Below are 26,059 nucleotides of genomic sequence, written 5' to 3' on the forward strand. Positions count from 1 at the left end.
GCCCATAGAGTCGATATGAAGAGGGCGATGCGCGAGATTATATTCGATACCGAAACGACGGGATTTGACCCGGCATCCGGCGACAGAATGGTCGAAATCGGTTGTATCGAGCTTATCAATCGTGTGCCCAGCGGTCGGACCTTCCACGCTTATTACAACCCCCAGCGCGACATGCCCGCCGCCGCCGAAGCGGTGCATGGCCTGTCGAGCCATTTTCTGTCGGACAAGCCGCTATTTGCCAGTGGGGTGACAGACTTGCTCGCCTTTCTGGAGGACAGCCCGCTGGTCGCGCATAATGCGCGGTTCGATTTCGGCTTCCTCAACCATGAATTGCGGCTGTGCGGGCGGGGCGAAGTGTCGCTCGACCGGATGATCGACACGGTGGCGATCGCGCGCACCATGCATCCGGGTGCCAAGCACAGCCTGGACGCGCTCTGCACCCGTTATGGCATCGACCGCAGCCATCGCATCAAACATGGCGCGCTGCTCGACGCCGAATTGCTGGCGCAGCTTTACATCGAACTGACCGGTGGCCGTCAGATCGGCCTGGGTCTGGCACAGGAGGCAGCAAAAGAAGAGGTTGGGGCGGAACTCGCGGCGCAGGTCGCGGTTCGCCCAGTTCGTCCCGCGCGCGTCTTTGCGGCGAGCGCGACGGAGCTGGAACGGCATGGAGCGTTCATCAGGACGCTCGACAAGCCGCTCTGGCTGGAGGGGGCACAAGCGGACTGACAATCCGCCTGCATGCCCCCAGTCAACCGGGCCGTGTCCTGCGGCCCGCAAGAACAAGGAGAAGGCATATGGATATTCGTGTTTCCGGGCATCAGGTCGATACGGGCGAGGCGCTCAAGGAGCATGTCGCGACCCGCATGGAAGCGATTGCCGAGAAATATTTTTCCCGCACAATCTCCGCGCATGTGACCTTTCGACCGGCCCCGCATGGTGCCTTTCACTGCGACATCGTCTGCCATGTGATGACCGGCCTGATCCTCAAAGGCGCGGGCGAGGCGCAGGAAGCGCATCCCGCCTTCGACCAGGCGGCCGAACGGATCGAAAAGCAGCTGCGCCGCTATATGCGCCGCCTGAAGGATCGTCACGGCCAGGCCGTAGCGGCAGAAGCGCAGCGGGTGAGCAGCTTCAACATCGATGATATCGACGGGGCAGGCTATACCATCTTCGCTTCGCCCGCGGATGAAGAGGAACAGGTCGAGGACGCGCCGCTGATCGTCGCGGAAACCCGTGTCGACATTCCCGAAGCCAGCGTATCGGACGCGGTGATGATGTTGGACCTGCGCAACACCAATGCGCTGCTGTTCGTCAATGCCGGGACGGCGGCCTATAATATGGTCTATCGCCGCCATGACGGGACGATCGGCTGGGTCGAACCGCGCATCCAGGCAAGCTGAGCGCTACCCGGTTCCAAGGGCCGCCTGTTGACCTTGTGGCGCAGGCGGCTTATGGGGCCGGGCTTTAATTCCCTGAGCATAGGCGCATGAAGTCCTGACTGGGCGCGGCTCGGTTGGATCGGACATGTGATGGTGCATTTCAACGATATCGTTTCACCCGACGCGCTCGCCACGGGCCTGTCTGTGAACGGCAAAAAGCAGTTGTTCCAGCGGATCGCGGCGCTCGCCGCCGATGCCTATGGGCTGGACGCGGACATGGTCGCTGACGCGCTGTTCGATCGCGAGCGGCTGGGTTCGACCGGTTTCGGCGGCGGCGTCGCCATTCCCCATGCCAAGATCACAGGTCTCGACAAGATGTGCGGCGTGGTCGTGCTGCTCGATCCGGCGGCGCCATTCGATGCGGTCGATGACCTGCCGGTCGATATCGTCTTTGCGCTGCTGTCGCCGGTCGACAGCGGGGCGGAGCATTTGAAGACGCTGGCGCGGGTGTCGCGCTATCTGCGTGACGAGGCGCAGGTCGCCCGGTTGCGCGGCGCGCGTTCGACCGGGGCGCTTCATGCCCTGCTGGCCGGTGGCGGGGCGCGTGACGCAGCCTGACGCCGGCGTACCGGACAGCGGCGAGACCGCGCATTTCCGGGCGCTCGAAAATCTCTACCGCTCCGCGCCGATCAACCGGCTGTTCCGGTCGGAGATCGCGATCAGCGAACCGGGGCGCTGCGTCATCGACTTCGATGTCGATGAAAGCCAGTTTCATGCCGCGGGCGCCGTCCATGGCACGGTCTATTTCAAGATGCTGGACGATGCGGCCTTCTATGCCGCCAACAGCCTGGTGAGCGATCGCTTCCTGCTCACCACCGCCTTCAACCTGCTGTTCACCCGGCCGATCGCGCCGGGGCGAATCCGGGCCGAAGGGCGCTGGATCAGCGGCAAGCGCCGAGTGTATGTCGCCGAAGCCAGCCTGGTCGATTCGCATGGCGAAGAGGTGGGCCGTGGCACCGGCACCTTCATGCGGTCGCAATTTCCGCTGTCATCGCTGCCCGGCTATCATGGCTGAACAGCCCCCTGCCCGGCTGACCAGTGCGATGCTGGTCGGCGCGTTGCGACGGCGGGTGGCGGCGGTCGGGGGCTTTGCCACCATCCTGGTCAAAGGCGACGATATCAGCGGCGTGATTCTGGTCCAGACGCTCGAAAAAGGCCAGGAAACCGGGCTGTTCGAGCGGGTGTCGAACTTTTCAGGCGGTCATGCGTTGATGCGCTGTGGACCTGACCCCGAGGAGGGCGCGCAAGCCATGGTTCCCTATATCGAGCGGCGCCGCCGGTCGGACCCCGATCTGTGGGTCATCGAACTCGATATCCCGGAAGCGGAACGGCTCGCCGCTGAAACAATCTGCTGATCGTTGACATATCGCAATGGCCCGTGCAGAGGCCCGCCCACGCTGAACGCGCAGGTTGCCGCAATCGTCCAAGGGGGGCGGGCGCGGTAAACACGCAGACGGGGGGCGGCCGGTCGTCGGACAAAGTGGGTTAAAAAAGACGACGTTTCCGGCCAAGAACCGCATGATTTTGAGTAAAAATGAGTTTTCGTCTAAAAGCTGCGATTATCGCGGCCTTTGCTTTGTCCGCCGCTGCTGCGGTCACGGCATCCGACATGTCGATGGCCGGTGAAGCCATCCCATCTTCGGTGTCCCTGTCCGGGGACAATGCGCTGACCACAGCGCCTTCAGCCGGTGCCAAGCCCGCCGTCACCTTTGCCGCGCCGCGCGAGATCGTGCAGCCGCTGGCTTCGGCCCCTAAGGCCGACAATGTTTCTTCCACCTTCTCCGAGATGCAGGCCGATAGCCTCGCTGCGCTGGTCGATGCCCAAGGCACGCCCGAACAGCTGGATGGCGAGATGCAGTGCCTGGCCGGAGCGGTCTATTTCGAATCCAAGGGCGAAAGCCTGGAAGGCCAGCTGGCCGTCGCGCGCGTGATCATCAATCGCGCCGAGTCCGGCCGGTTCGCGAGCAGCCTGTGCGGCGTCGTGTATCAGCCGAGCCAGTTCAGCTTCGTGCGCGGCGGTGGCATGCCGCCGATCCGCACCGAAAGCCGCAGCTGGCGTCAGGCCGTTGCCATTGCGCAGATCGCCATGGCCGACGCTTGGGACAGCCGGGCTGAAGGCGCGCTGTTCTTCCACGCCCGCCGCGTATCGCCAGGCTGGGGCAAGGCCAAGCTGGCGATGATCGACAATCATATCTTCTATCGCTGAGTATCGCGGAATGTGCCGAGGCACATTTCGGTACACATCAAAAAAGGCCGGTTCGGAATATCCGAATCGGCCTTTTCTTTTGTTCCATCTTTGTTCTATGATTGCGGCATGACCGCTGTGATATCCGACACCTGCTCTCCTTTGACCGACGGCACGGCGCTTGCGGTTGCGCGGGGGACGCTGCGCCTGTTCTTTCGGCACGATATGAGCGGGATCATGGAAGTGCCGCTGCCCAATGGGCGGCGCGCCGACATCATGGCGATCGACGGGGCCGGGCGTCTGACCATCGTCGAGATCAAGTGTAGCCGGGCGGACTTGCTCGGCGACATGAAATGGCCCGATTATTTCGACTATTGCGACCGCTATTTCTGGGCGGTGCCGATGGGGTTCGATCTGACCCTGTTTGATAGCGAAGCGCTATGGCCCACGCGCACTGGGCTGATCGTCGCGGATCAATATGATGCGGAGCTGGTACGACCCGCGCCGATCGAGCCGCTGGCGGCGGCGCGGCGCAAGGCGGAGACGCTGCGCTTCGCCCGGCGCGCGGCACGGCGGCTGACCGCGATCAACGACCCGGACCATGCGGCGGAGATTGGCTGGTAGGGCGTGAATGCGCGCAGAGTGCTATTCAGGCCGTCATGCTGACGAAAGTCAGTATCCATTGGCTCTACCGCTGAGCCTCTCTCCAGGAGAGAGGCTAATGGATTCCGGCTCAGGGCCGGAATGACGGCTATTGTGGGGGCAGCTTAGAGGGTCAGAAAACCGGACCCTGCACCGGGCCTGCGGGCTTGGCCGCTGGCTTGGCGGCGGCGAGCGCTTCGATGAGGCCAGGGGTGCGGTTGTCGCGGGCGGCATAGTCGCGCGCGGACATGCCCGCGATGCTGTCGCGCTTGTCCGGGTTCGCGCCCTGCGCCACCAGCAGGCGGACCAGGCCGAGGTCGCGCAATTGCACGGCGCGGATCAACGGGGTTTCGCCGCTGCCATTCGTCTTGTCGACCTGCGCCTTGTTGGCGAGCAACGTCTGCACACCCTCCTCGAACCGGCCCTGCACCGCGTCCATCAGCGGCGTGTTGCCATCACTGTCGGTCAGGTTCGGGTTCGCACCCTTGGCGAGCAGGAAGGACAGCCATGTCGCGTCGCGACGCGCGACGACGATATGCAGCGCGTTTTCGCCGCTGTTGATGTCGCGGCTGTTGATCACGGTGGAGCCGGGCTTCTGGATCAGGTCGGTGACCTTCTCGCCATCCTTGTCCTTGACGGCCTTCAGGAAATTATAGGCGTCGGAAAATTGCGCCTGCGCCGCGCCGGGCACGAGCAGTGCCGCCGCGATCATGGTCATCATGGCAGAAACAAACCTGGTCTTCATCATCGCGCCCCGTTGCATTTGCAAATCCATCCCTAGCAGGGCATGGCTGGCCACGCCATGAACAAAGCCCGGATGCTCTTCACCCTATCCTGCCTCGCCCTGCTGGCTGCCTGTAATATGGGCGCTGGCGGCAATGCATCAAGCGGGGTATCAAGCGGCGACAGCGTGCAGGGCGAACTGGCCGGTGCGCGTATCGGCGCGCCCTTCACCCTGACCGACCAGGACGGCAAGCCCGCGCGCTGGGACGATTATAAAGGCCAGTATCGGATCGTCTATTTCGGCTATACCTATTGCCCCGACGTCTGCCCGGTCGATCTGCAACGGATCATGCAGGCCTTTGCCCAATTCGAGAAGGCCGCGCCGGAGCGTGCCGCCAAGGTGCAGCCGATCCTGATCAGCGTCGATCCCGCGCGCGATACGCCCGCCGTGCTGAAAACCTATGTCGCGGCCTTTCACCCGCGCCTCATCGGCCTGACCGGGACACCCGATCAGATCGCCAAGGTCGCCAAGGATTTCGTCGTCATCTACAATAGTGAGAAGGTCGCGGGCGCGAGCGATTATCTGGTCGGGCATAGCCGCACGCCCTATCTGTTCGATCCCGATGGCAAGCCGGTGGCGCTGGTCCCGGTGGATGATCCCGGCACGCCGGACGTGGACGAGGGCGCGCCGGACAAGGTGCTGGCGTTCTTGCAAAAATGGACCAAGTGACACCCTTCTGGGAAAAGCCGCTCGACAAGCTCGACCGCGCCGAATGGGAAGCCCTGTGCGACGGGTGCGGCAAATGCTGCCTGCACAAGGCCGAGGATGAGGATAGCGGGCGCATCTATCCCACCAATGTCGCCTGCCGCTTGCTCGACCGGCAAAGCGGCCAGTGCAGCAATTATAAGGATCGGCGCAAATTCGTACCCGATTGCGTGCGGCTGACTCCGGCCAAGGTGCGCCAGATCAGCTGGTTGCCGCGCACCTGCGCCTATCGGCTGCGCGGGGAGGGGTTGCCGCTGCCCGACTGGCATTATCTGCTGTCGGGCGACCGGGAAGCGGTGCATCGCGCGCGCGAATCGGTGCGGGGGTGGACCGTGGCCGAGGCCGATGCGGGCGACTGGGAGAATCATCTTGTCGACCGGGATATCTGATCCCGACGCCGCGATCCTGATCGATGGCGTGCCGACGCCGGTGCGGGTGCGCCGATCGTCACGGGCGCGCGCCTATCGGCTGACGATCGACGGGACGCGTGGCGAAGTGCGGCTGTCGATGCCGGTACGCGCGAATTTGAAGCGGGCGCTGGGCTGGGCGCAGGATCATGAGGTCTGGGTGCGGCAACAACTGGCCAGGCAACCCGTGCTGACGCCGCTGACCGATGGCGCGGTCTTTCCACTGGAGGGGCGCGCGGTGCGCGTCTGTTGGGAGGCGGGTGCAAGCCGCACGATCCGGCTGGAGGGCGACCGGCTGCTGCTGGGGGGCGCGGCGGAATCGGTGGGCGCGCGGGTGCTGCGCTGGCTGGTGCGGCGGGCCAAAGCGGTGTTGGAGACCGAGACGCAGGAATTGGCGCGCGACCATGGGTTGATCGTCGCATCGGTGGGCGTGGGCGATCCGCGCAGCCGTTGGGGCAGTTGTACCGCGTCGGGCGCGATCCGCTATAGCTGGCGGCTGATCCTGTGTCCGCCAGAGGTGCGGCGCGCGACGGTGGCGCATGAACTCGCGCACCTGCTGCATATGGACCATAGCCCGGCCTTTCACGCCGCCCATGCGCGCATCTATGGCGCGGACCCGAAGCCCGCGCGCGCGTGGCTGCGCACGCATGGGGCCGGGCTGCATCGCTATACGGGGTAGGGGGCATGGCGCGCAAAAAACGCTATCTGACCGCCACGATGGCGGACGGCTATGTCAAGACGATCGGGCCGACGGCGGACCCCTTCACCCATTATTGGCGGATCGTCGCGGTTTTGGACAACGGCAAGACGGAGGTGTTCTGGGGCCATGCGCGCTCGCTGGCGGAGGCGCGCAAGAAACGGGCAGCGGCGGAGGATGGCGCGCGGATGCGGGGCTGGAAAAGCTATCAGTTCGAGATAGCAGAACTGGTCGAGACGCCAGGTTAGTTTCGGTGTGGCCACACCCCTGATCCGTCGGCCTCGCATATATGCTCGGCGTCATTGGGATAGGGCAGGCCGCAGGCGCGGCAGGTGCTATAGTCGCCGAGTGCGAGGCCATGTCCCACCGCGACCCGCTCATCGAAGACATAGCAATCGCCCTGCCAGCGGCTTTCGCTTTCCGGCATTTCTTCCAGATAGCGCAAGATGCCGCCCTTGAGATGATAGACGTCATCGAAGCCGCGCGCCTTCACCAGCGCGGTGGATTTTTCGCAGCGTATGCCGCCGGTGCAAAACATCGCGATCTTGGGCGTCCGGCCCTGATCGCGGAGATTTTGCGCGAAATCGTCGAACCAGCCGGGAAAGTCGCGAAAGGCGCGGGTTTCGGGGTCGATCGCGCCTTCGAACGTGCCGATCGCGACCTCATAGGCGTTGCGCGTGTCGATGAGGATCGTGTCGGGATCGGCGATCAGCGTATTCCATGCGGCGGGGTCGAGATGCGTGCCTGCTTGGCTTGCAGGATCAAGGTCGCCGACGCCCAGCGTGACGATCTCCGGCTTCACCTTCACTTTCATGCGGGCGAAGGGCGCGCTATGGGCGGCGGAATATTTGACGTCCAGGTCGGCGCAGCCGGACAGGGTGCGGACATGGGCGACCAGCGTCGCGACCGCGTCGGCGCTGCCCGCCACCGTACCGTTAATCCCTTCGCGCGCGACGATCAGCGTGCCGCAGGTGCCAAGATCGGCGCAGCGCGCGCGGAGATCGGCGGCAATGGCGTCTGGATCGGCCAGAGTGGCGAACCGGTAGAGGGCGGCGACGGTATAGGACATGGCGGTGGCCTATAGGGCTTTGCGCGGCCTCTTGAAAGCGGGCACGGACAGGCGCATAGGCGGGGCCATGGTTCCCCTTTCGTTCGCGGGGCACGACTTTCTGGCCTTGCCGGAAGCCGCGCTATTCTGGCCCTTGCACGGAGCGCTGCTGGTCGCCGACCTGCATTTCGAGAAGGCGAGCTGGTACGCCCGTTTCGGCCAGTTCCTGCCGCCCCATGACAGCCAGGCGACGCTGGACGTGATCGAGGCGCTGGTGGCGCGGACCGGCGCGCGGGCGGTCTGGTCCCTGGGAGACAGTTTCCATGATGCCGATGGCGCGGCGCGGCTGGACCCGCAGGCGCGCGCGCGGCTGGATGCGCTGACGCAGCGGCTGGACTGGACCTGGATCACTGGCAATCATGATGTCGGCATGGCGGCGATGCCGGGGGGACGCCGGGTCGCCGAAGCGGAGGTCGGGGGAATATGGCTGCGGCATGAAGCAGCCCCCAAGGATGTTCGGCCCGAAATATCCGGCCATTTTCATCCCAAGCTGCGCCTGTCGCTGCGCGGGCGACATGTGGCGCGGCGCTGCTTCGTTGCGTCGGATACCAAACTGATTCTGCCTGCGCTTGGCGCGCTCACCGGCGGGCTGGATGCGGGTCATGGCGAGATTCGGCGTGCCGTGGGGCCGGGTGCAGCCGCGCTGGTGCCGGTTGCCGACCGAATGCTCCGCTTTCCGTTATCGTAAGGCGACGCTACGGAAACCGGAAATTAAGCCGTTGCCGATAAGCAACAGGGCATGAACATTCTGTCATCGCATCCGCAAAAAAGCGCAGAAAAGCTAGGGTCTATTGCCTTAACCCGGCTGTGGCAGCATAATCACCGGCACGTCCCGACCCGGCAAAAAGCCGCGCGGGCAGGAGAGGATTGACCATCATGACCAACAAGAGCCTTTGGGCATCGACCGCTGCGGTGATTGCGCTCGTCATGGGTGCAACCGGCGCGCAGGCGCAGGACGTCGCGGCACCGCAGGCCGCCGCCGAGCAGGATGCGGCCGAGATCATCGTCACCGCCACCCGCCGCGCCAGTCCGCTGTCGGACGTGCCGATCGCCGTGTCCGCCGTCAGCGCGCAAGCGATGCAGAATAGCGGCGCCAGCGACATCCGTACCCTCAACCAGCTCGCCCCTTCGCTGCTTGTTTCCTCCACCGGGTCCGAAGCCAATGCGTCGGCGCGTATCCGCGGCATCGGCACGGTCGGCGACAATCCTGGCCTTGAAAGCTCGGTGGCGGTGTTTATCGACGGCGTCTATCGCTCGCGCACCGGCGCGGGCCTCAACGAACTGGGCGAGATCGAGCGGGTCGAAGTGCTGCGCGGGCCGCAGGGCACATTGTTCGGCCGCAATGCGTCGGCGGGTCTGATCAACATCATCAGCAAGGCTCCCGAACAGACGTTTAGCGCCAAGGGTGAGATCACCTATGGCAATTATGATTATTGGCGGCTGTCGGGCCGGGTCACCGGGCCGATCGCTGATGGCATCGCGCTTAGCCTGGACGGCGTATGGTCCAAGCGCGATGGCTTCTACAAGCTGGTCGATACGACCGGCTCGACCGTGGGCGACACCAATGACCGTGATCGCTATTTCCTGCGCGGACAGGCGCTGATCGAGCCGAATGACGATCTGTCGATCCGCCTGATCGGCGATTATACCAATCGCGACGAAAGCTGCTGCGGCGCGGCCTATACCGAAGCGCGCGAGCGCCGCCCGGCCGCAGGTGGTGGCTATACCGATGCGCCGTTCAACCGCATCGCCGCGATCCTGGCAGGGCAGGGCAGCGTGATCGCCGCCGACCCCTATGACCGGGAACTGACCATCACGCCGGGCCGCGACTATGTCAGCAAACTCAAGGATTGGGGCGTTTCGGGCGAAATCAATTATGACCTGGGCGGCGTGAAGCTGACCAGCATCACCGCCTATCGCGATTACAAGTCGAGCGACTATGGCGATTATGACTATAATCGCGCCGACCTGCTCTACCGCGACCCCAACACCTATCGCCAGTTCAAGACCTTCACCCAGGAATTGCGCGCGCAGGGTTCCGCCTTTGGCGACGCCCTCGACTGGCTGGTCGGCGGCTATTATGCCAATGAACGGCTGACCTTGCAGGATAATATCCGCTTCGGCGCGGACTATGGCCGTTTTGCCGCCTGCCGCCTGATGGCCGGTGCCAGCGTGAACAGCAATTTCACCGCGCAGCAACTCGCCGCCTGCGGCAGTGGCCTTGCCACCCAGCCATTGATCGCGGGGACACAGGCCAATCTCAATGCCGGGCTGACCGCGGCCCTCATCAATGCTGGCCTGCCAGCCGCCGTGGCCGCGGGCCAGGCGGGGGCGATCTCGACGGGCCTGGGCAATGGCCTGCGCGCGCTGGCCGCCATTCCGTCAGGCACCGGCGATACCGGTTCGATCTATCGGCAGAAGAGCGAAAATTGGGCGATCTTCACCCATAATATCATCCACGTCACCAACCGGCTCGATCTGACCTTGGGCCTGCGCTACACCCATGAAAGCAAGCGTTTTTCGGCGGACCTCAACAATAATAACGCGACCTGCGCGGCGTTGCAGTCCTCCGCTTTGCCGGGCCTGGCTACCAACCCGGCGCTGGGCAGCGCGGCAGCGCTGGCGGGCGGAATCCTGACGCTCGGATGCCTCGGCAATGCTTCGACCAGCCTCAACGCGCTCGACCTCAATGACAAGATCAGCGACGGCGAATTGTCGGGCACGGCGGTCCTGTCGTGGAAGGCGACCGACGATCTGCTGCTCTATGGCAGCTATTCGAAGGGCTATAAGGCGGGCGGCTTCAACCTCGACCGCTTCCAGTTGGGATCGACTGGCCTCAATGCCATTCCGGCGGTCTTTTCACCGCGCAGCAATGCCGACGTCGCCAGTCTGCGCTTTGCCGCCGAAAAGGTCGATGCGTTCGAAATCGGCCTGAAATACAGCCAGCCCAAATGGAGCGCGAACGTCGCCGCCTTCCGCCAGGAGTTCAAGAATTTCCAGCTGAACACCTTCAACGGCACCAGCTTCGTAGTGCAGAATATCAATGGCTGCGACAGCGCGCTGTCGGCGGCGCGGACCTGCGGCTCGGACGATGTCGGGCCTGGGCTGATCAGCCAGGGCGTCGAACTGGAAATGACCGCCACCCCGGCGCGCAATTTCCGCGTGACCGGCGGCTTCACCTATGCGGAAGCCAAGTTCGCCAGCCGTCTGGTCGGCAGCGGCGATGGCAGCGTGCCGCTTGACCCAGCCTTGTTCCTGTTGCCGGGATCGATCAACAGCAATGCGCCCAAGATGGTGACGACCGCCAGCGCCGCCTGGACACCGGACATCGGTACGAGCGGCCTGTCGGCACTCTTCTATGTCGATGGCCGCATGACCAGCGATTTCAACACCGGGTCGGACCTGTTCCCGGAGAAGAATCAGGACGGCTTCACCGTCGTCAATGCGCGCGTCGGCCTGCGTGGGCCGAACCAGCGCTGGGCGATCGAATTCTGGGGCCAGAATATCTTCAACCAGGATTATACCCAGGTGGCGTTCAGCAGCCCGCTCCAGTCGAGCAGCCCGGCGACCTCGACCACGGGCCAGTTCGCCCAGGGTGCGCCGATGGCCAATCAGCTGATCTCCGCCTATCTGGCCGAACCGCGCACCTATGGCATCACGTTGCGGGGGAGTTTCTGATCATACCGCGCCCGCTCTTGGGCACGGGGCGGGCGGGGGTTGGACGATCGCCGAACAGGGCGGTGCCGACACGAATATCGGTCGCGCCCAGCATGATGGCGGTTTCATAATCGCCCGACATACCCATCGACAGGCGCGGGAGGCCCTCCTCCCGCGCCATTTTTGCGAGCAGCGCGAAATAGGGGGCGGGTTCGACATCGGCTGGCGGGACGGCCATCAGGCCGAGCAGCGGAATATCCGCATCGCGCGCGGCGGCGATCAGCGCGGGCACGTCGGCGATGGCGCAACCGCCCTTCTGCTCCTCCGCGCCGATATTGACCTGAATATAACAGGGGACGCGCTTGCCCGCCGCGTCCATCGCCTTGGCCAGAGCGGTCAGCAGCGAGGGACGATCGAGGCTGTGGATGACATCGAACAGCGCGACCGCATCGGCCGCCTTGTTGGATTGCAGCTGGCCGACCAGGTGCAGCGCGATATCGGGACGCTCTTCGCGCAGGGCGGGCCATTTCTCCTGGCTTTCCTGCACGCGATTTTCGCCGAATACGCGCTGCCCCGCCGCGATCAGCGGGCGGATGGCGTCAGCGCTCTGCGTCTTGGACACGGCGATCAGGGTGATATCCTCGCCGCTGCGATCAGTCAGGCGCGCGGCCCGATCGATGGCGTCGCGCAGGGCGGAAAGGCGGAGGGCGGCTTGCGGGCTGTCGGTCGTCATGCGCGCTGCTATAGGACAGGGTCATGACCCGCCGCCACCGCAAAAAACTGCCGACAATCTGGCTGATGACCGACGAGCGGATCGCGGATGCGACGTTGCTGGCGGCGGTGGCGCGCTTGCCCAAGGGGCGAGCGGGAATCGTGTTCCGGCATTATCGAACGGAAGGGAGGGCGCGGCGGGCGTTGTTCGAGGCGGTGCGGCGCGTGGCGCGGTGGCGGCGGCTGGTGCTGCTGCTGGCGGGCGATGGGCGGACGGCGGTCGCATGGCGGGCCGATGGCTGGCATGGGCGCGACACAAGGCGGGCAGGGCGGCCGATGCTGCACAGCATGGCCGCACACGATGCGCGCGAGATGCTGGCCGCGCGACGGGGCAGGGCGGACATGGTCTTCGTATCGCCCCTCTTCCTCACTCGATCGCATCCGGGGGCGGCCAGCTTGGGTCGGTTGCGCTTTACCGCCCTGGCGCGGCAGGCGGATAGACCGGTGATGGCGCTAGGCGGGGTGCAGCCGGGACATCGGCGGATGCTGCGCGGGATCGGCGCGCATGGCTGGGCGGCGATCGATGGGCTGGTAGGGGGCAACGCGATTGTTTAGCGTAGCCGCTCTGTGCCTTATGGGCGGGCTCTACTGGCAGCTTGTTTGTCAGATTGCAGGCGTCGCGGAACCGTGGGACGCAGCGGGTTACTGGACGCTTTGGTACCCCGTTTCGCTTCTTCTATCCGGGATTGCGGGCTGGTTACGCAAAGGTCATGGCTGGTACGCAGGCGCGTTGTTGACCTTCGCCCAGCTTCCCATCCTGTTGATAAACAATGATACGGATGTCTTGTGGCCCGTAGCCCTGTTGTTTCTGGGCCTGTTGGCTGTGCCTGCCACCGCGATTGCCGCATTAGCGGGCTGGTTCGCCGATCGCGCATGATCACGGTCTGTTGCGCCACGCTCTGACATAAGCCGCAAATTCTGAAACGACGAATCAGTCTGCGCGGTTGACCATCAGATCAACCGCCGACCTTCACTCAACCCGCAGGCCGATCAGAATTTGAAGATGGTGCCCAGATAGACGGCCTGGCTATCCTGCCGGTCGTCGGTCATCGGGGTCAGGCGACCCGCAACGTTATTGTTGTAGCGCACGCCGGCCGTGACGTTCAGGTTGCGCGTCAGCGAGTAGGAGCTGGCGAGATCCAGCGAATAATCCTTCTCGGCGCCGGGATTGCGCGTCGCGGCGACGGCATCGCGGCGGGTTTCGATCAGCATCTTGGTGCTGAAGCGATCCTTCTTGGCGTCATCCAGCGAGAAATTCTTGGCATCGACCATGGTTTCGACCGGCACCGGATCGAGCGGCTTGCGGCCGAGCGATTCGGGCAGCGCGAACTTGCGCCAGTTCTGCGCACCGTTCAGGCTGAACGCGACCGGCTTGATGTCGATCGGGTCGATCGTGCGGGCCACGGCGACACGTTCACCGCTGGCGCGGACCATCACGGTGATCGACCGTTCGCCGCTCAGCGAACCGCTGGTTGGCGTGAAACGAAAACCCTGGCGATTGGCGGACGCAGCGATTTTCGCATAAGCGGCGGCCAGTTGCGGGTCTTTGGTAGTGGGGGTGAAGGAGGAGATGCTGCCCAGAGCGCCGAGCGACACGGGTGCGTCGATCTGCATCTGGACGAGCTTGTTGGCCGCGCCGATCGCAGGAGACAGCATGAAGCCGGTCACGGTCAATGCCGCTCCCGCCAATGCCAGATGTCCCCTTTGTACGCGCATGACCCGATTCTCGCCCCTGTTCCTTGTTATGTGTAACGCTCTACACGGGGAAAGCCTCCATTGGCTAGGGGGCGGCGGGCTTTTTGTCGGAGCTGTTGCAAGGAACACACAGAGTTTGAAAAGGCAGCGATGGCACGGCGAAACGAGGATCGCCCCGTCCCGACGCAGCGCCCCTTGCCCAACGCTGCATGGCCACTATAGAAGCAGCCTGTTTTTCGTCATTTTCCAAGCTAGGACATGCCTGATGGTCCGCCGTTTCCCCGCCCCTGTTTCCGCCGGCCTGCTGCTGGTCGCGCTTTTGCCGTTGGCCGCCTGCGGTGGCGGGTCCAAGGACCGGCCCAAGGCGGACCTTGCCGCGTCGAAAGTGACGACGATCGGCGTCAACGCCTATCTGTGGCGCGCGGCGCTCGACACGATTTCCTTCATGCCGCTGGTGCAGACCGATTCGAATGGCGGCGTGATCGTGACCGACTGGTACGCCAACCCCAACAGCCCCAATGAGCGGATGAAACTGACCGTGTCGATCCTGGACCAGGATCTGCGCGCCGACGCGCTGCGCGTCGCGGCCAGCCGCCAGGTGAGCCAGAACGGCCAGTGGCTCGACGCGCCGGTGAAGGCCGCGACCGTGCAGAAGCTGGAAGAGGTGATTTTGACCAAGGCCCGCGACCTGCGCCGCACGTCGATTGGCGGCTGATTAGTTGACTATTTTTCCGTTCGGGCTGAGCGAAGTCGAAGCCCTCCACTGAGCGTAGCGAAGTGACCTCCCTCTGGTCGGTCGAGCCCTTCGACTTCGCTCAGGGCGAACGGAGGTAAGTGGAAGTGGAAAATATTATGCAAAGGCGCTTCAATCCGCTGGAGGCCGACGCCCGCTGGCAGGCGATCTGGGATGAGCAGCAGAGCTTCAAGGCCGACGATATGTCGGACAAGCCGCGCAGCTATGTGCTGGAGATGTTCCCTTATCCATCGGGCCGCATCCATATCGGCCATGTCCGCAACTATTCGATGGGCGACGTGCTGGCGCGGTTCCGCCGGATGACGGGCCATGAAGTGCTGCACCCGATGGGCTGGGACGCCTTTGGCATGCCGGCTGAAAATGCCGCGATGGAGAAGAAGGTCCATCCCGGCAAATGGACCTATGAGAATATCGCCAACATGAAGGCGCAGCTCAAGAAATTGGGCTTTGCGCTGGACTGGAGCCGCGAACTCGCGACCTGCCACCCCGATTATTATGGCCATGAACAGGCGCTGTTCCTGGACATGCTGGAAGCGGGCCTCGTTTATCGCAAGGAAAGCGCGGTCAATTGGGATCCGATCGACATGACCGTGCTGGCCAATGAGCAGGTGATCGACGGCAAGGGCTGGCGGTCGGGCGCGACGGTCGAGAAGCGCAAGCTGTCGCAATGGTTCCTCAAAATCACCCAGTTCGCCGACGATCTGCTGGAGGGGCTGAAGAGCCTAGACCAGTGGCCCGAAAAGGTGCGGACGATGCAGGAAAACTGGATCGGCAAGTCGGTCGGCCTGCAATTCCATTTCAAGCCGGTTGCGCCCTTCGATCAGGCGATCGAGGTCTATTCGACCCGGCCCGACACGATTTTCGGCGCGAGCTTCGTCGCGATCGCCGCCGACCATCCAGTGGCGCAGCAGGTTGCGGCCGCAAACCCGGACGCGCAGGCCTTCATCGACCTGTGCAAGGCGGGCGGAACGACGGCGGCCGAACTGGAAACGGCCGAAAAACTCGGCTTCGACACGGGCCTGACCGTTACGCATCCGTTCGATCCCGACTGGCAGTTGCCCGTGTTCATCGCGAACTTCGTGCTGATGGACTATGGCACTGGCGCTGTCATGGGCGTTCCCGCGCATGACCAGCGCGACCTCGACTTCGCGCGCAAATATATGCTGCCGGTAGAACCGGCTCTCCGCCCCTTGGGTTCTGAAACACCTACGCTTGAGCAGATTGAACAGCTTGGCGGAATGAGCACGTTTGATGAAAGCCCCCACGTTATTAGAGGGGATGATGACGAATACGAATTTTTTCTCGTCAACAACACAGCCTATACTAAAGCCGCGAATTATTCAGTTGTTAAATCTAATTCACCGGGTATTCGCAGGGTTCAGCAATGGCGTGAAAAATTTGATGGACGTGAACAGGAATATCTCAATTTCTTCGGAAAAAATGAGATACTCAACGTGGATGAGGCTAAAGCTCTCATAATTGCGCGCGCCGAAGCAGAAGGTTGGGGCGCGGGCAAGACGGTGTTCCGCCTGCGCGATTGGGGCGTGTCGCGCCAGCGCTATTGGGGCACGCCGATCCCGGTGATCCATTGCGAGACCTGCGGCGCGGTGCCGGTGCCCAAGGCACAGTTGCCGGTCGTACTGCCCGACGATGTGACCTTCGACATTCCGGGTAACCCGCTCGATCGCCATCCGACCTGGAAGCATGTCGATTGTCCGAAGTGCGGCAAGGCCGCGGTGCGCGAAACCGATACGCTCGATACGTTCGCGGATTCGAGCTGGTATTTCATCCGCTTCGCCAGCCAGCCCAAGGACAAGCCGTTCGACCGCGCCACGGTCGAAAAATGGCTGCCGGTCGGCCAATATATTGGCGGGGTCGAGCATGCGATCCTGCACCTGCTCTATGCGCGTTTCTGGACGCGGGCGTTGCAGCATATGGGGCAATTGGGCTTTGCCGAGCCGTTCACTGGCCTGTTCACGCAGGGGATGGTGACGCATGAGACGTATTCACGAATAAGCCCAGACGGCAAAAAAATCTGGTACAGCCCCGAAGAGTACCGGGAAATGACATCAGCAGGCACGTTCGCAGAAGTGACGCCGGGCTGGTCCGTCATGGAAGTCGGCCGCGTCGAGAAGATGTCCAAGTCCAAGAAGAATGTCGTCGATCCGGATGACATCATCGCCCAATATGGCGCGGACGCGGTGCGCTGGTTCATGCTGTCGGACAGCCCGCCCGAACGCGACCTGCCCTGGACCGAAAGCGGGATCGAGGGATCGTGGCGCTTCGTCAATCGCTTGTGGCGGCTCTTCGGTCAGATCGAAGCAGGGGCGGAGGGCACCGACAAGCCGCTCGACCGCAAACTGCATCAGACGATCGACGGCATCGCCAGGGATATCGAGGCGCTGTCCTTCAACAAGGCGGTCGCCAAGATTTACGAACTGGCCAACGCGGTGGAAAAGGCCGCGCCGTCCGCGTCGCGCAACGCCGCGATCCGCGCGCTCGCGCTGCTGGTCGCGCCGATGACGCCGCATCTCGCCGAAGAAGCCTGGGCCGATATGGGCGAAACCGGCCTGATCGCCGATGCCGCCTGGCCCACGGTCGATCCGGCTTTGTTGGTCGATGATGAAGTGACGATTGCCTGCCAAGTGATGGGCAAGCTGCGCGACACCATCACCGTGCCCAAGGGGACGGCGAAAGACGAACTGGAGCGGCTGGCGCTCGCCGCGCCCAATGTCATGCGGATATTGGACGGCGCGACCCCTAAGAAGATCATCGTCGTGCCCGATCGTCTGGTGAATCTGGTTATTTGACCGTCCGCGCTCCTGCGAAAGCAGGAGCCCAGGATGCAGGGCACGCCATTCGACTCTGGGCTCCTGCTTTCGCAGGAGCACTGTTTGAATTGATCGATGCAGCGGCTATGGAAGGCGGATGAAGCGTCTCCTCCCCCTTCTCGCCATCCCGCTCCTGCTGACCGGCTGCGGCCTTCGCCCGGTCTATGGCGGGGGAACGCAGGGCGCGGTGGCGCAGGCTTTGGGCAATGTCGATGTCGCGCCGATCGAGGGGCGCGGTGGCTGGCTCGTCCGCAATGCGCTCAACGATCGGCTGGGGGCGATGAGCGGGGGCAGCGGTCCGCACTATCGTCTGGTGGTGAAGCTGGATGACCAGATCACCGGTTTCGGCCTGCGCGCCGACGCCGCCGTCACCCGCGAACGGCGCACCCTGCGCGCGCGTTACCAGTTGATCGACGAAGCGACCGGCGCGCAAATCCTGGACGACACCGCCGGGTCGGACGCGGGCATCGACGTCACGTCGAGCGAATATGCGACGATCGCGGCCGAAGACACGGCGCTGGAACGGCTGTCGCAGACGGTGGCGGATCAGATCGTCACCCGGCTGGCGCTATTTTCGCGCAAGGCGGCCAATCCTTGAAAGCCAATCGCGGCCAGATCGAAAAGGCGCTCGACGCACCGCCTGCCGACGTCCGCTTCTTCCTGCTCTACGGTCCCGACGATGCGGGCAGCCAGGCGCTGCTCAAGCGGCTGGAGCGGGCGATGGGACCGCAGGCCGAACGCATCGACCTCGACGGATCGACGCTGCGCGACGATCCCGCCCGGCTGGCGGATGAGGCCGCGTCCTTTTCCATGTTCGGTGACCGGCGCTGGATTCGCGTCAATGGCATGGGCGAGGAATCGCTGCCCGCCTTGACCGCGCTGCTCGAAAGCCCGGCGGCGGGCAATCCGGTCGTGGCCGTGGCGGGCGCGCTCAAGGCCACGTCCAAGCTGCTCAAGCTGGCGCTGGACCATAAGGCGACGCTCGCCTTCATCTCCTACCAGCCAGACGCGCGCGAGGCCGAGCAGATTGCCATCGCTATCGCCCGCGAAGGCGGCCTGCGCCTCTCGTCGGACCTGGCGCGGCGGATCGTGGCGCTCGCCAATGGCGATCGCGCGCTGATGCAGGGCGAGGTCGAAAAGCTGATCCTCTATCTCGACGCCGCGCCCGACCGGCCGTGCGAAGCGACGGCGGAGGCGCTGGACGCGCTGTCGGCGGACAATCCCGATACGGAGGTCGCGCCGCTGGTCAACGCCGTGCTGGGTGGTGACCTAAAGGCCATGCACCATGAACTCACGCGCCTGCAGGAAACCAGCACGGCAATGGCCTCCGTCATCCGTCCGCTGATGACCCGCGCGATGCTGATCGCCAATATCCGCACCAGTTTCGACGCCAGCGGACGGTTGGAAACGGCGATGGAGGCGGCGGGCAAGGCCGTGTTCTGGAAGGAAAAAGGGCTGGTATCGCGGCAAGTGCGGCTGTGGGACAGCCATGGCATCGCGCGCGTGATCCAGCGCCTGCTGGAAGCCGAACGCGCCACCCGATCAGGCCGGGGCACCGGCGACCTGCTGGTGCGCCACGAATTGCTGACCATCGCGCGGCAGGCGGCGCGGGAACGATAAAGCGGGTCCGGGCGCTTTGAAGGGCTGAACAGGTCGCGACTTGGTGGTATGACCGGCCCACCGCGTCCGCGCGCAACAAAGGCAGCGCATCATTTCCCTTCCCGCCACGATCCACGCCATCGGCACGGCCGTCCCGGATACCGACATCCACCCGGCCTTCATCGACTGGGCAGGCGCGCGGATCGCTGACCGGCGCGAACGGGCTTTGTTCACGCGCATGGCGCAGCGCAGCGGGATCGAACATCGCTGGTCGGTGCTGGATGGCGGCACTGGATCGCCGACCGCGCAAGGCGGCTTTTACGGCGGGTCATGGCCGACCACGGCGCAGCGCATGGCCATCTATGCCGACGCCGCGCCAATGCTGGCCACGCGCGCGGTGGCCGCGCTGGCCGACCAAGTGGCGATCGACGGTATCACCCATCTGGTGGTCGCCAGTTGCACGGGCTTCATCGCGCCGGGAATTGACCAGAAGCTCGTGACTATGCTGGGGCTGGACCCGACGGTCGAGCGGCTGATGGTCGGCTATATGGGCTGTTATGCCGCGATCGTCGCGCTGCGGTCGGCGCGCCATATCGTGCGATCCGAACCGAATGCGCGGGTGCTGGTGGTGTGCGTGGAACTCAGCAGCCTGCATCTGCAGGACGATGCGCGGGTCGAGCCATTGCTGGCGATGCTGCAATTTGGCGATGGCGCGGCGGCGGCTTTGGTCAGCGCCGGGCCGGGCGGCATCACGCTCGGCCAGCCCTTCGCCATGACCGTGCCAGATACGGAGGCGCTGATCCGCTGGGATCTGGGCGACCATGGTTTCGCCATGCATTTGTCGGGCGAAGTGCCCGGCGCGATCGCGCAGGCGCTGGCCGGCACGATCGCCTTGCCGATTCCGGCGGAAAATGTCGATCTATGGGCGGTGCATGCCGGGGGCCGATCGATCCTCGACGCGGTGGCGCGGGCGCTCGATCTGGCCCCCGACGCGCTCGACCATAGCCGGGCGGTGCTGCGCGCCTTTGGCAACATGTCGTCGGCGACGCTGATGTTCGTGCTGGCGCGCATCTTGGCGGGCGATGCGCGCGGGCAGGGGATGGCGCTGGCCTTCGGGCCGGGGCTTGCGGCCGAAGGGCTGACCTTCCACCGGGCGGACGTATGAAGCGATCGCTGGCGCCAGAGCAGATGGATGCGGCCGACCTGCCCGAAGCCGTCTATGCGCGGGTGCTGGCCGATCTCGACCGGGTCAATCGCGTCACGCTGGCGGCGCGGCCAACGCTCCGCTTTCTCGATCGCGCGGTAACCGGCCCGTTCCGGCTGCTCGATGTCGGCTATGGCGACGGCGGCATGCTGCGGCGGATCGCGGCCTGGGCGAAGCGGCGTGGCATTGCCTGCACGCTCGTCGGCATCGACCTCAACCCGCGCAGCCAGGCCGTGGCGCAGGCGCGCACCAACCCGGCGCTAGCCATCGACTATCGCACCGGCGACTATGCCGCGCTGGCGGATGAACCATGGGACATCATTATCTCCAGCCTGGTCACCCACCATATGGATGAGGCGGAGCGGCTGGCGTTCCTGCATTTCATGGAGGATCAGGCGCGCATGGGCTGGTTCGTCAACGACCTGCATCGCCATGGCTTTGCCTATCATGGCTATCCGCTGCTCGCCCGCCTGCTGGGCGTCCATCCCATCGTCCGCGCCGACGGGCAATTGTCGATCGCGCGCAGCTTCGTGCCCGGTGAATGGCGAGCGATGCTGGCGGCGGCGCATATCGGGGACGCACGGATCGAGCGTGTTTTCCCCTTCCGGCTATGCGTCGCCCGGCAGCGATGACCCCGCCGCTGATCCTCGGCGCAGGACCGGCAGGCGCAGCGGCGGCGCTGCGGCTCGCACGGCTGGGGGCGGAGCCGCTGCTGATCGATCGGCAACAGGTGCCGGGGGACGCGCTGTGCGGTGGGTTCCTCAGTTGGGCGACGATCGCGCAGATCAAGGCGCTGGGCATCGACGCGGCCATGCTCGGCGGCCACCGGATCGACCGGCTGGCATTGTTTGCGGGCGGGCGGGAGACCGAACTGCCGCTTCCCGCGCCGGGCATGGGCCTGTCGCGGCATCGACTCGACACGCTGCTGCGCGCCGCCGCGACCGAGGCTGGCGTGACATTCCGGCTCGGCCATGCCGTGCGGACGTTGACGCCGACCGCGATCACGCTGGATGATGGGCCGGCGGTCGACTGGGACAGCCTGTTCCTCGCCACCGGCAAGCATGATGTGCGCGGCGCGGCGCGGCCCCGTCACGGCGCAGACCCCGAACTCGGCTTGCGGTTGCGCCTGCCCGCCAGCCCCGCGCGGCAGCGTTTGATCGGGGGCCGGATCGAACTGCACTGGGTCGAGGGCGGCTATGTCGGCCTCTTGCTGCAGGAGGATGGCAGCGCCAATCTCTGCATGGCGGTGCGCAAGAGCCGCTTGACTGCAGCGGGCGGCCGTCCGCTCGGCCTGATCGCGGCGCTGGCCGACCGCTCGCTCGCGCTGGCCGATCGGCTGGGGGATGTGCCCGCTGACGCTCGCGTCGATGCGATCGGTGATGTCCCCTATGGCTGGCGCGCAACCACGACCTGGCCGGGCCTCTATCGGCTCGGCGATCAGGCCGCAGTGATTCCCTCGCTGGCGGGGGAGGGGATTGGCATCGCGCTGGCCAGCGCCGCAGAAGCCGTGGCGCAATGGCAGGTGCAGAGGCGTGATGGCGCGGAGATTTACCAACGCCATTTTGCGCGGCGAGCGCTGCTGCCCTTGCGCGCGGCGGCGGGGTTTCGCGCGCTGGGGCGCTATCCCGGCCTGCTGCGTGTCCTGAGCGCAACACCGGGGGCCGCAGGTCTTGCCATGCGCCTCACTCGCATCGCCGATGCTTGATCGGCGCGCTTTGCGCACCCATATTGCCGCCATGGAAAAGCTGACCCTGACCGATGCGGAATGGCGCGCGCGCCTCTCGCCCGAACGCTATCATGTGCTGCGCGAAGGCGGTACGGAGCGGGCCTTTACCGGCAATCTCAACGCCAACAAGGTCGATGGCCGCTATTATTGTGCGGGTTGCGGCACCGAATTATTCGATGCCGAGGAAAAATATGACAGCGGTTCCGGCTGGCCCAGTTTCACCGCACCGGTGGATATCGACGCGGTCGAGGAAATCCGCGATGTCAGCCACGGCATGGTCCGCACCGAAGTCCGCTGCGCCAAGTGCGACGGGCATCTGGGCCATGTCTTCCCCGATGGTCCAGGCGTCAACGGCCTGCGCTATTGCATGAACAGCGCCTCGCTCGACTTCAAACCGCGCCAGGACGACTAACCGTTCATCGTCCGTAAAGCGGCCATCGTCATGGAGACGATCACGGCAATTTTCCCGGCAAAGCGTCTAAATCACGCTGGCCGGGGCCGGGATTAGCGCGTATCCGGGGCGGCACAGATGGCAGGATCAGGCAAGAGCAAGGGCGCGCCCAGCCGCGCGAAGACATGGGCGCTGCGCACGGTGAAGATCGGCGTGGCGGCGGCGGTGGCGGGCCTGTTGGCGCTCGTGATCGCGGTGGTCATCGCGCTCCAGTCGCTGCCCGACTATGGCAGCCTCAAATCGTCCCCCAATGGCCAGATGATCCGCGTCCATGCCGCCGATGGCAGCGTGATCGTGTCGCTGGGGCCGAGCTTTGGCCGCTGGCTCGACTATGACCAGATCCCGCAGGTCATGATCGACGCGATGGTGTCGACCGAAGACAAGCGCTTCTATCATCATCCCGGCGTCGATCCGGTCGGCATGGCACGCGCGGCCTGGGTCGCGGTCGAAAATCGCGGCACCGGCCGCCGCCTGCAGGGCGCATCGACCATCACCCAACAGGTGACGCGCAACATCTTCCTCAACAACAGCTATAGTTTCGGCCGCAAGATCCGCGAGATGGTGCTGGCCCTCGCGCTGGAGCGCAAATTCTCCAAGCGGCAGATCCTCGAACTGTACCTCAACAAAGTCTATTTCGGCGGCGGCGCCTACGGCATCGATGCGGCCAGCCGCAAATTTTTCGGCCATCCCGCCACGACGCTCGACCTGCCCGAAGCGGCGATCGTCGCAGGGCTGGTGAAGGCTCCGTCCAGCTATTCCCCCACCGCCGATGCCGAAGCCGCGATCGGCCGGGCCGGCGTGGTGCTGGACCTGATGGTGCAAAATGGCGTCATCAGCGCGGCAGACAAGGCGGCGGCCGACATTGCCAATGTCGCGCTCGCGCCCGAACCGCCGCAGAACAGCGTGCGCTATTTCACCGACTGGGCGTTGCCGCAACTCGATGTGCTGATCGACGAGTCCAACGAACCGCTCGAAGTCTATACCACCATCGACCTCAGCATGCAGAATGCGGCGACGGCAGCGATCAAGGCCAATGTGCCTTCGGGCACGCAAGGCGCTTTGGTCAGCTTGGACCGCGACGGCGCGGTGCGCGCGCTGGTCGGCGGCCTCGATTATGTGACGTCCAATTACAACCGCGCGACGACCGCGACGCGGCAGCCGGGGTCGGCGTGGAAGATCTTCGTCTATATGGCGGCGTTGGAGGCGGGCTATACGCCTGACACCGGCGTCACGGACGAGCCGGTGGACATCAACGGATGGAAGCCGCGCAACAGTTCCGGGCGCTTTTCGGGCGACATCGATATTCGCACCGCCTTCGCTTATTCGATCAACACGGTCGCGGCAAAGCTGGGTGTCGAGGTTGGCTTCCCGACCGTCGCCGACATGGCCCGCCGCTTTGGCGTGACGACGCCGATCAACACCCACCCCTCGATGGTGCTGGGCACGTCCGACGTCCGCCTGATCGACATGACCCGCGCCTTCGCCTCGATCGCGCGCAAGGGCATCGCCGTCACCCCCTATGGCATTACCAAGGTGACGACGGCGGACGGCCGCCTGCTCTACGAGCATCAGGACGATACCAGCCGCGTGCTGGTCGCCCCCTGGGTCGCGGCCGGCATGACCGACCTGATGCAGACCGCCGTGTCCACCGGCACCGGCAAGGCCGCGCAGATCGGCCGCCCGGTCGCGGGCAAGACCGGCACGACCAGCAGCAACAAGGATGGCTGGTTCTTAGGCTTTTCCAGCGGCATCACCACCGGCGTATGGATGGGTCGCGACGATGCGCGCGCCGTGGGCGTGCTGCAGGGGGGCCGTGCGCCCGCCCGCGCCTTTGCCGACTATATGAAGGTCGCCGTCGCCAAACGCCCCGTGGAACAGTTCGAAACCGAAGTCACCTTGCCCGAATGGCAGTTGGAGCCGGACGAGGAAGCCTATTATGGCAGCCCAGATGGCGAGGCCGAGGGCGGCATGATGGTCGATGAAAATGGCTTCCCCGTCGAACGCCCCCGTCCCCCGGCGACGGAAGAAGAGAGTGACGAGCAACAGCTTGAGTTGGACCCGGAAGACCGGCCGCAGCCGCCCCAACAGATCGACCAGCAATGGATCGACAATGTGCTGGGCCGCGACCGCGATCGTCAGCGCCAGCCACCCCCGCGTCCCAACCCTTATCCTTGAGGCGCGTGCCTAAGGCCGGACGTCGTTCGCCGCCAACTGCGTCTTGTCGAGCGCACTTGCATCGGGCAGCAGGAAGTCCACCTTGCCCCGGCCGAAGTCGATCGCGACCCGGTCGAACAGCCGCAACGCGCTGATGCCCAGCAGAAGCGCGGGTTTGTCCGCCATGCCCAGTTCCGCAAAGGGGCTGGCATCGACGAACAGCACCGGCACGTCGATCAAATTGACCCGGCCCATCCGTACCGCCTTGATCAGCCCGACCTCGCCGGTCAGCGTCCCGCCGGTCACGCTGGTCAGCGATGCGGTGAGCAATTCGGGCGCGCGCTTCTTGGCGATCAGCTTGTTGCGCAGCGCCATATTGCCGATGCTGAAATTGGTGCCGGTGTCGAGCATGATGGCGACACGCATGCCGTTCACGTTGGAATCGAGCAGGATCAACTGACCGCGCTTGCGCCGCGCCTCCACCACGATCGTATCGGGATCGACCTTGGCGCTGCGCCGCGCATTGCTGCTGGCGATGGCCATCTGTCCGCTGCGGAAATCCAGCGTCACCCGCTTGGCATGCAGGCTGTCCAGCCCCAGCAGGCCCGGCGCGCCCAGATGCTCGCCTTCCAGCACCGGCGCTTCGATATCGTCGATCGTCCCGCCCGCAAAGCCGAGGCGCGGCACCGCCACCGTCGTCGCTTCCGACCGGCCGGTCATGCTGATGATGGTGACGTTGGTGCGCGCGGGCAGGGCCAGCCGCTCCGCCAGGTCGCGCGCGATCACGGTGCGTTGCGACCCGGTATCGATGATGAAGTTCCACGGCCCCTTGCCATCGATATGGATGGGGATCGTCACCCGTGCATCGAGCGAGGGGCCAGTGCGGACGACGGCGGGCGGAATGTCGGGGTCAAGCGCGGGGACGTCCTGCGCGGCCAGCGGCATCCAGGCTGTCGCCAGCCCGATCGCCAGTCCCGCGAAGCGCAGGGCGCAAAGCCCTGCGCGGTGCCGTCTCATGTCCGCATCCTTTCCGCTTATCTTATGCTTCCGCTATAGCATCAATCCGGGTCATCGCGCCAGCGCCACCCTTGGCCCCGAATCGCCGCCGCGCCGCCCTTTCCGCACCCGTTTGGCGCACTCCCGCCTTGACTTGGCGGGCCGCGCCTCGCTAAATGCACGCATGATCGACCTTGCCTGTTCGCGGCAAGCGTCTGGCAGCGTCCTGCTCGCCTGTTTCTCGCCGTTTC

The 26,059-nt window shown here is 64.8% G+C and carries 29 protein-coding genes; 24 read left to right on the forward strand and 5 right to left on the reverse strand.

Going from position 1 to position 26,059, the window contains the following annotated elements:
* Nucleotides 1-27 precede the first annotated feature (27 nt).
* From dnaQ to OVY48_RS11645, 7 genes are all read left to right on the forward strand, one after another.
* A complete protein-coding gene (gene dnaQ / locus OVY48_RS11615; RefSeq protein ID WP_313922939.1) occupies nt 28-729 on the forward strand; it encodes a DNA polymerase III subunit epsilon in 702 nt (233 codons plus the stop codon).
* A 68-nt stretch (nt 730-797) separates the two neighbouring features.
* Entirely contained in the window at nt 798-1,403 is a 606-nt protein-coding gene (gene hpf, locus OVY48_RS11620) for a ribosome hibernation-promoting factor, HPF/YfiA family (RefSeq protein ID WP_037472063.1), read from the forward strand.
* A 129-nt stretch (nt 1,404-1,532) separates the two neighbouring features.
* A complete protein-coding gene (locus OVY48_RS11625) occupies nt 1,533-2,000 on the forward strand; it encodes a PTS sugar transporter subunit IIA (RefSeq protein WP_037472065.1) in 468 nt (155 codons plus the stop codon).
* The gene (locus OVY48_RS11630; RefSeq protein ID WP_313922941.1) at nt 1,960-2,457 is read left to right on the forward strand and encodes a PaaI family thioesterase; all 498 of its coding nucleotides are present in this window, start codon (nt 1,960-1,962) and stop codon (nt 2,455-2,457) included. Before OVY48_RS11625 ends, OVY48_RS11630 begins: the two co-directional genes overlap by 41 nt.
* Nucleotides 2,450-2,797, forward strand: a complete 348-nt coding sequence (locus OVY48_RS11635) for a DUF1491 family protein (RefSeq protein WP_313922942.1) — start codon at nt 2,450-2,452, stop codon at nt 2,795-2,797. The genes OVY48_RS11630 and OVY48_RS11635 overlap by 8 nt, the downstream gene beginning before the upstream one ends.
* 179 nt (nt 2,798-2,976) lie before the next feature.
* The gene (locus OVY48_RS11640) at nt 2,977-3,648 is read left to right on the forward strand and encodes a cell wall hydrolase (RefSeq protein WP_313922943.1); all 672 of its coding nucleotides are present in this window, start codon (nt 2,977-2,979) and stop codon (nt 3,646-3,648) included.
* Between the two features lie 108 nt (nt 3,649-3,756).
* On the forward strand, nt 3,757-4,251 hold the full coding sequence (locus tag OVY48_RS11645) for an MmcB family DNA repair protein (protein WP_313922944.1): 495 nt from the start codon (nt 3,757-3,759) through the stop codon (nt 4,249-4,251).
* A gap of 151 nt (nt 4,252-4,402) precedes the next feature.
* Here OVY48_RS11645 and OVY48_RS11650 read toward each other — a convergent pair whose 3' ends face one another.
* On the reverse strand, nt 4,403-4,990 hold the full coding sequence (locus OVY48_RS11650; protein ID WP_237236528.1) for an ankyrin repeat domain-containing protein: 588 nt from the start codon (nt 4,988-4,990) through the stop codon (nt 4,403-4,405).
* Between the two features lie 66 nt (nt 4,991-5,056).
* Between OVY48_RS11650 and OVY48_RS11655 the strand changes: the two genes are divergently transcribed.
* From OVY48_RS11655 to OVY48_RS11670, 4 genes are read left to right on the forward strand one after another with little or no spacing between them, the layout of a single operon-like run.
* Nucleotides 5,057-5,722, forward strand: coding sequence for an SCO family protein (locus tag OVY48_RS11655; RefSeq protein ID WP_313922945.1), 666 nt, complete (start codon nt 5,057-5,059; stop codon nt 5,720-5,722).
* Nucleotides 5,710-6,147: a YcgN family cysteine cluster protein gene (locus tag OVY48_RS11660; protein ID WP_037472073.1), complete on the forward strand. Its 438-nt coding sequence runs from the start codon at nt 5,710-5,712 to the stop codon at nt 6,145-6,147. Before OVY48_RS11655 ends, OVY48_RS11660 begins: the two co-directional genes overlap by 13 nt.
* A complete protein-coding gene (locus OVY48_RS11665; protein ID WP_409593178.1) occupies nt 6,104-6,844 on the forward strand; it encodes a M48 family metallopeptidase in 741 nt (246 codons plus the stop codon). Before OVY48_RS11660 ends, OVY48_RS11665 begins: the two co-directional genes overlap by 44 nt.
* 5 nt (nt 6,845-6,849) lie before the next feature.
* Nucleotides 6,850-7,110, forward strand: a complete 261-nt coding sequence (locus tag OVY48_RS11670; RefSeq protein WP_313922948.1) for a hypothetical protein — start codon at nt 6,850-6,852, stop codon at nt 7,108-7,110.
* Here the strand turns inward: OVY48_RS11670 and OVY48_RS11675 are convergent.
* The gene (locus tag OVY48_RS11675; RefSeq protein WP_313922950.1) at nt 7,107-7,931 is read right to left on the reverse strand and encodes a rhodanese-related sulfurtransferase; all 825 of its coding nucleotides are present in this window, start codon (nt 7,929-7,931) and stop codon (nt 7,107-7,109) included. The genes OVY48_RS11670 and OVY48_RS11675 overlap by 4 nt on opposite strands.
* 67 nt (nt 7,932-7,998) lie before the next feature.
* Here OVY48_RS11675 and pdeM point away from each other — a divergent pair, with 67 nt between their 5' ends.
* Complete coding sequence (gene pdeM / locus OVY48_RS11680; protein WP_096061225.1) at nt 7,999-8,658, forward strand: ligase-associated DNA damage response endonuclease PdeM; 660 nt, start codon at nt 7,999-8,001, stop codon at nt 8,656-8,658.
* 188 nt (nt 8,659-8,846) lie between these two features.
* Nucleotides 8,847-11,648 carry a TonB-dependent receptor gene (locus tag OVY48_RS11685; protein WP_313922953.1) on the forward strand — a complete coding sequence of 934 codons (2,802 nt, stop codon included), beginning with the start codon at nt 8,847-8,849 and terminating at the stop codon, nt 11,646-11,648.
* Here OVY48_RS11685 and OVY48_RS11690 read toward each other — a convergent pair.
* On the reverse strand, nt 11,626-12,360 hold the full coding sequence (locus OVY48_RS11690; protein ID WP_313922955.1) for a YggS family pyridoxal phosphate-dependent enzyme: 735 nt from the start codon (nt 12,358-12,360) through the stop codon (nt 11,626-11,628). The two genes, OVY48_RS11685 and OVY48_RS11690, sit on opposite strands and share 23 nt — an antisense overlap.
* Before the next feature lie 23 nt (nt 12,361-12,383).
* Between OVY48_RS11690 and OVY48_RS11695 the strand changes: the two genes are divergently transcribed.
* Nucleotides 12,384-12,953 carry a thiamine phosphate synthase gene (locus tag OVY48_RS11695; protein WP_313922956.1) on the forward strand — a complete coding sequence of 190 codons (570 nt, stop codon included), beginning with the start codon at nt 12,384-12,386 and terminating at the stop codon, nt 12,951-12,953.
* 19 nt (nt 12,954-12,972) lie between these two features.
* Nucleotides 12,973-13,275, forward strand: coding sequence for a hypothetical protein (locus OVY48_RS11700; RefSeq protein WP_313922957.1), 303 nt, complete (start codon nt 12,973-12,975; stop codon nt 13,273-13,275).
* A gap of 113 nt (nt 13,276-13,388) precedes the next feature.
* Here the strand turns inward: OVY48_RS11700 and OVY48_RS11705 are convergent, their stop codons facing one another.
* Nucleotides 13,389-14,114: a hypothetical protein gene (locus OVY48_RS11705; protein ID WP_313922958.1), complete on the reverse strand. Its 726-nt coding sequence runs from the start codon at nt 14,112-14,114 to the stop codon at nt 13,389-13,391.
* A 244-nt stretch (nt 14,115-14,358) separates the two neighbouring features.
* On the opposite strand from OVY48_RS11705, the gene OVY48_RS11710 reads away from it, so the two are divergent.
* The 9 genes from OVY48_RS11710 (at nt 14,359) to OVY48_RS11750 (ending at nt 24,833) form a co-directional block, all read left to right on the forward strand.
* The gene (locus OVY48_RS11710) at nt 14,359-14,808 is read left to right on the forward strand and encodes a DUF3576 domain-containing protein (protein WP_037474366.1); all 450 of its coding nucleotides are present in this window, start codon (nt 14,359-14,361) and stop codon (nt 14,806-14,808) included.
* A 137-nt stretch (nt 14,809-14,945) separates the two neighbouring features.
* Entirely contained in the window at nt 14,946-17,657 is a 2,712-nt protein-coding gene (locus OVY48_RS11715; protein ID WP_313922960.1) for a leucine--tRNA ligase, read from the forward strand.
* Nucleotides 17,658-17,775: 118 nt separating this feature from the next.
* Nucleotides 17,776-18,276, forward strand: a complete 501-nt coding sequence (gene lptE / locus OVY48_RS11720; protein ID WP_313922961.1) for an LPS assembly lipoprotein LptE — start codon at nt 17,776-17,778, stop codon at nt 18,274-18,276.
* Complete coding sequence (gene holA, locus OVY48_RS11725) at nt 18,273-19,298, forward strand: DNA polymerase III subunit delta (RefSeq protein WP_313922962.1); 1,026 nt, start codon at nt 18,273-18,275, stop codon at nt 19,296-19,298. Before lptE ends, holA begins: the two co-directional genes overlap by 4 nt.
* Nucleotides 19,299-19,389: 91 nt before the next feature.
* On the forward strand, nt 19,390-20,442 hold the full coding sequence (locus OVY48_RS11730) for a type III polyketide synthase (protein WP_313924761.1): 1,053 nt from the start codon (nt 19,390-19,392) through the stop codon (nt 20,440-20,442).
* Nucleotides 20,439-21,113: a methyltransferase domain-containing protein gene (locus OVY48_RS11735; protein WP_313922963.1), complete on the forward strand. Its 675-nt coding sequence runs from the start codon at nt 20,439-20,441 to the stop codon at nt 21,111-21,113. Before OVY48_RS11730 ends, OVY48_RS11735 begins: the two co-directional genes overlap by 4 nt.
* A complete protein-coding gene (locus tag OVY48_RS11740) occupies nt 21,110-22,186 on the forward strand; it encodes an FAD-dependent monooxygenase (protein ID WP_313922964.1) in 1,077 nt (358 codons plus the stop codon). The genes OVY48_RS11735 and OVY48_RS11740 overlap by 4 nt, the downstream gene beginning before the upstream one ends.
* Nucleotides 22,187-22,217: 31 nt before the next feature.
* A complete protein-coding gene (gene msrB, locus OVY48_RS11745; protein ID WP_313924763.1) occupies nt 22,218-22,619 on the forward strand; it encodes a peptide-methionine (R)-S-oxide reductase MsrB in 402 nt (133 codons plus the stop codon).
* 117 nt (nt 22,620-22,736) lie between these two features.
* Nucleotides 22,737-24,833: a PBP1A family penicillin-binding protein gene (locus tag OVY48_RS11750; RefSeq protein WP_313922965.1), complete on the forward strand. Its 2,097-nt coding sequence runs from the start codon at nt 22,737-22,739 to the stop codon at nt 24,831-24,833.
* A 9-nt stretch (nt 24,834-24,842) separates the two neighbouring features.
* Here the strand turns inward: OVY48_RS11750 and OVY48_RS11755 are convergent, their stop codons facing one another.
* Nucleotides 24,843-25,829, reverse strand: a complete 987-nt coding sequence (locus OVY48_RS11755) for an aspartyl protease family protein (RefSeq protein WP_409593183.1) — start codon at nt 25,827-25,829, stop codon at nt 24,843-24,845.
* Nucleotides 25,830-26,059 lie beyond the last annotated feature (230 nt).

The sequence above is a fragment of the Sphingobium sp. SA2 genome, assembly GCF_032227065.1.
Classification (GTDB): Bacteria; Pseudomonadota; Alphaproteobacteria; order Sphingomonadales; family Sphingomonadaceae; genus Sphingobium.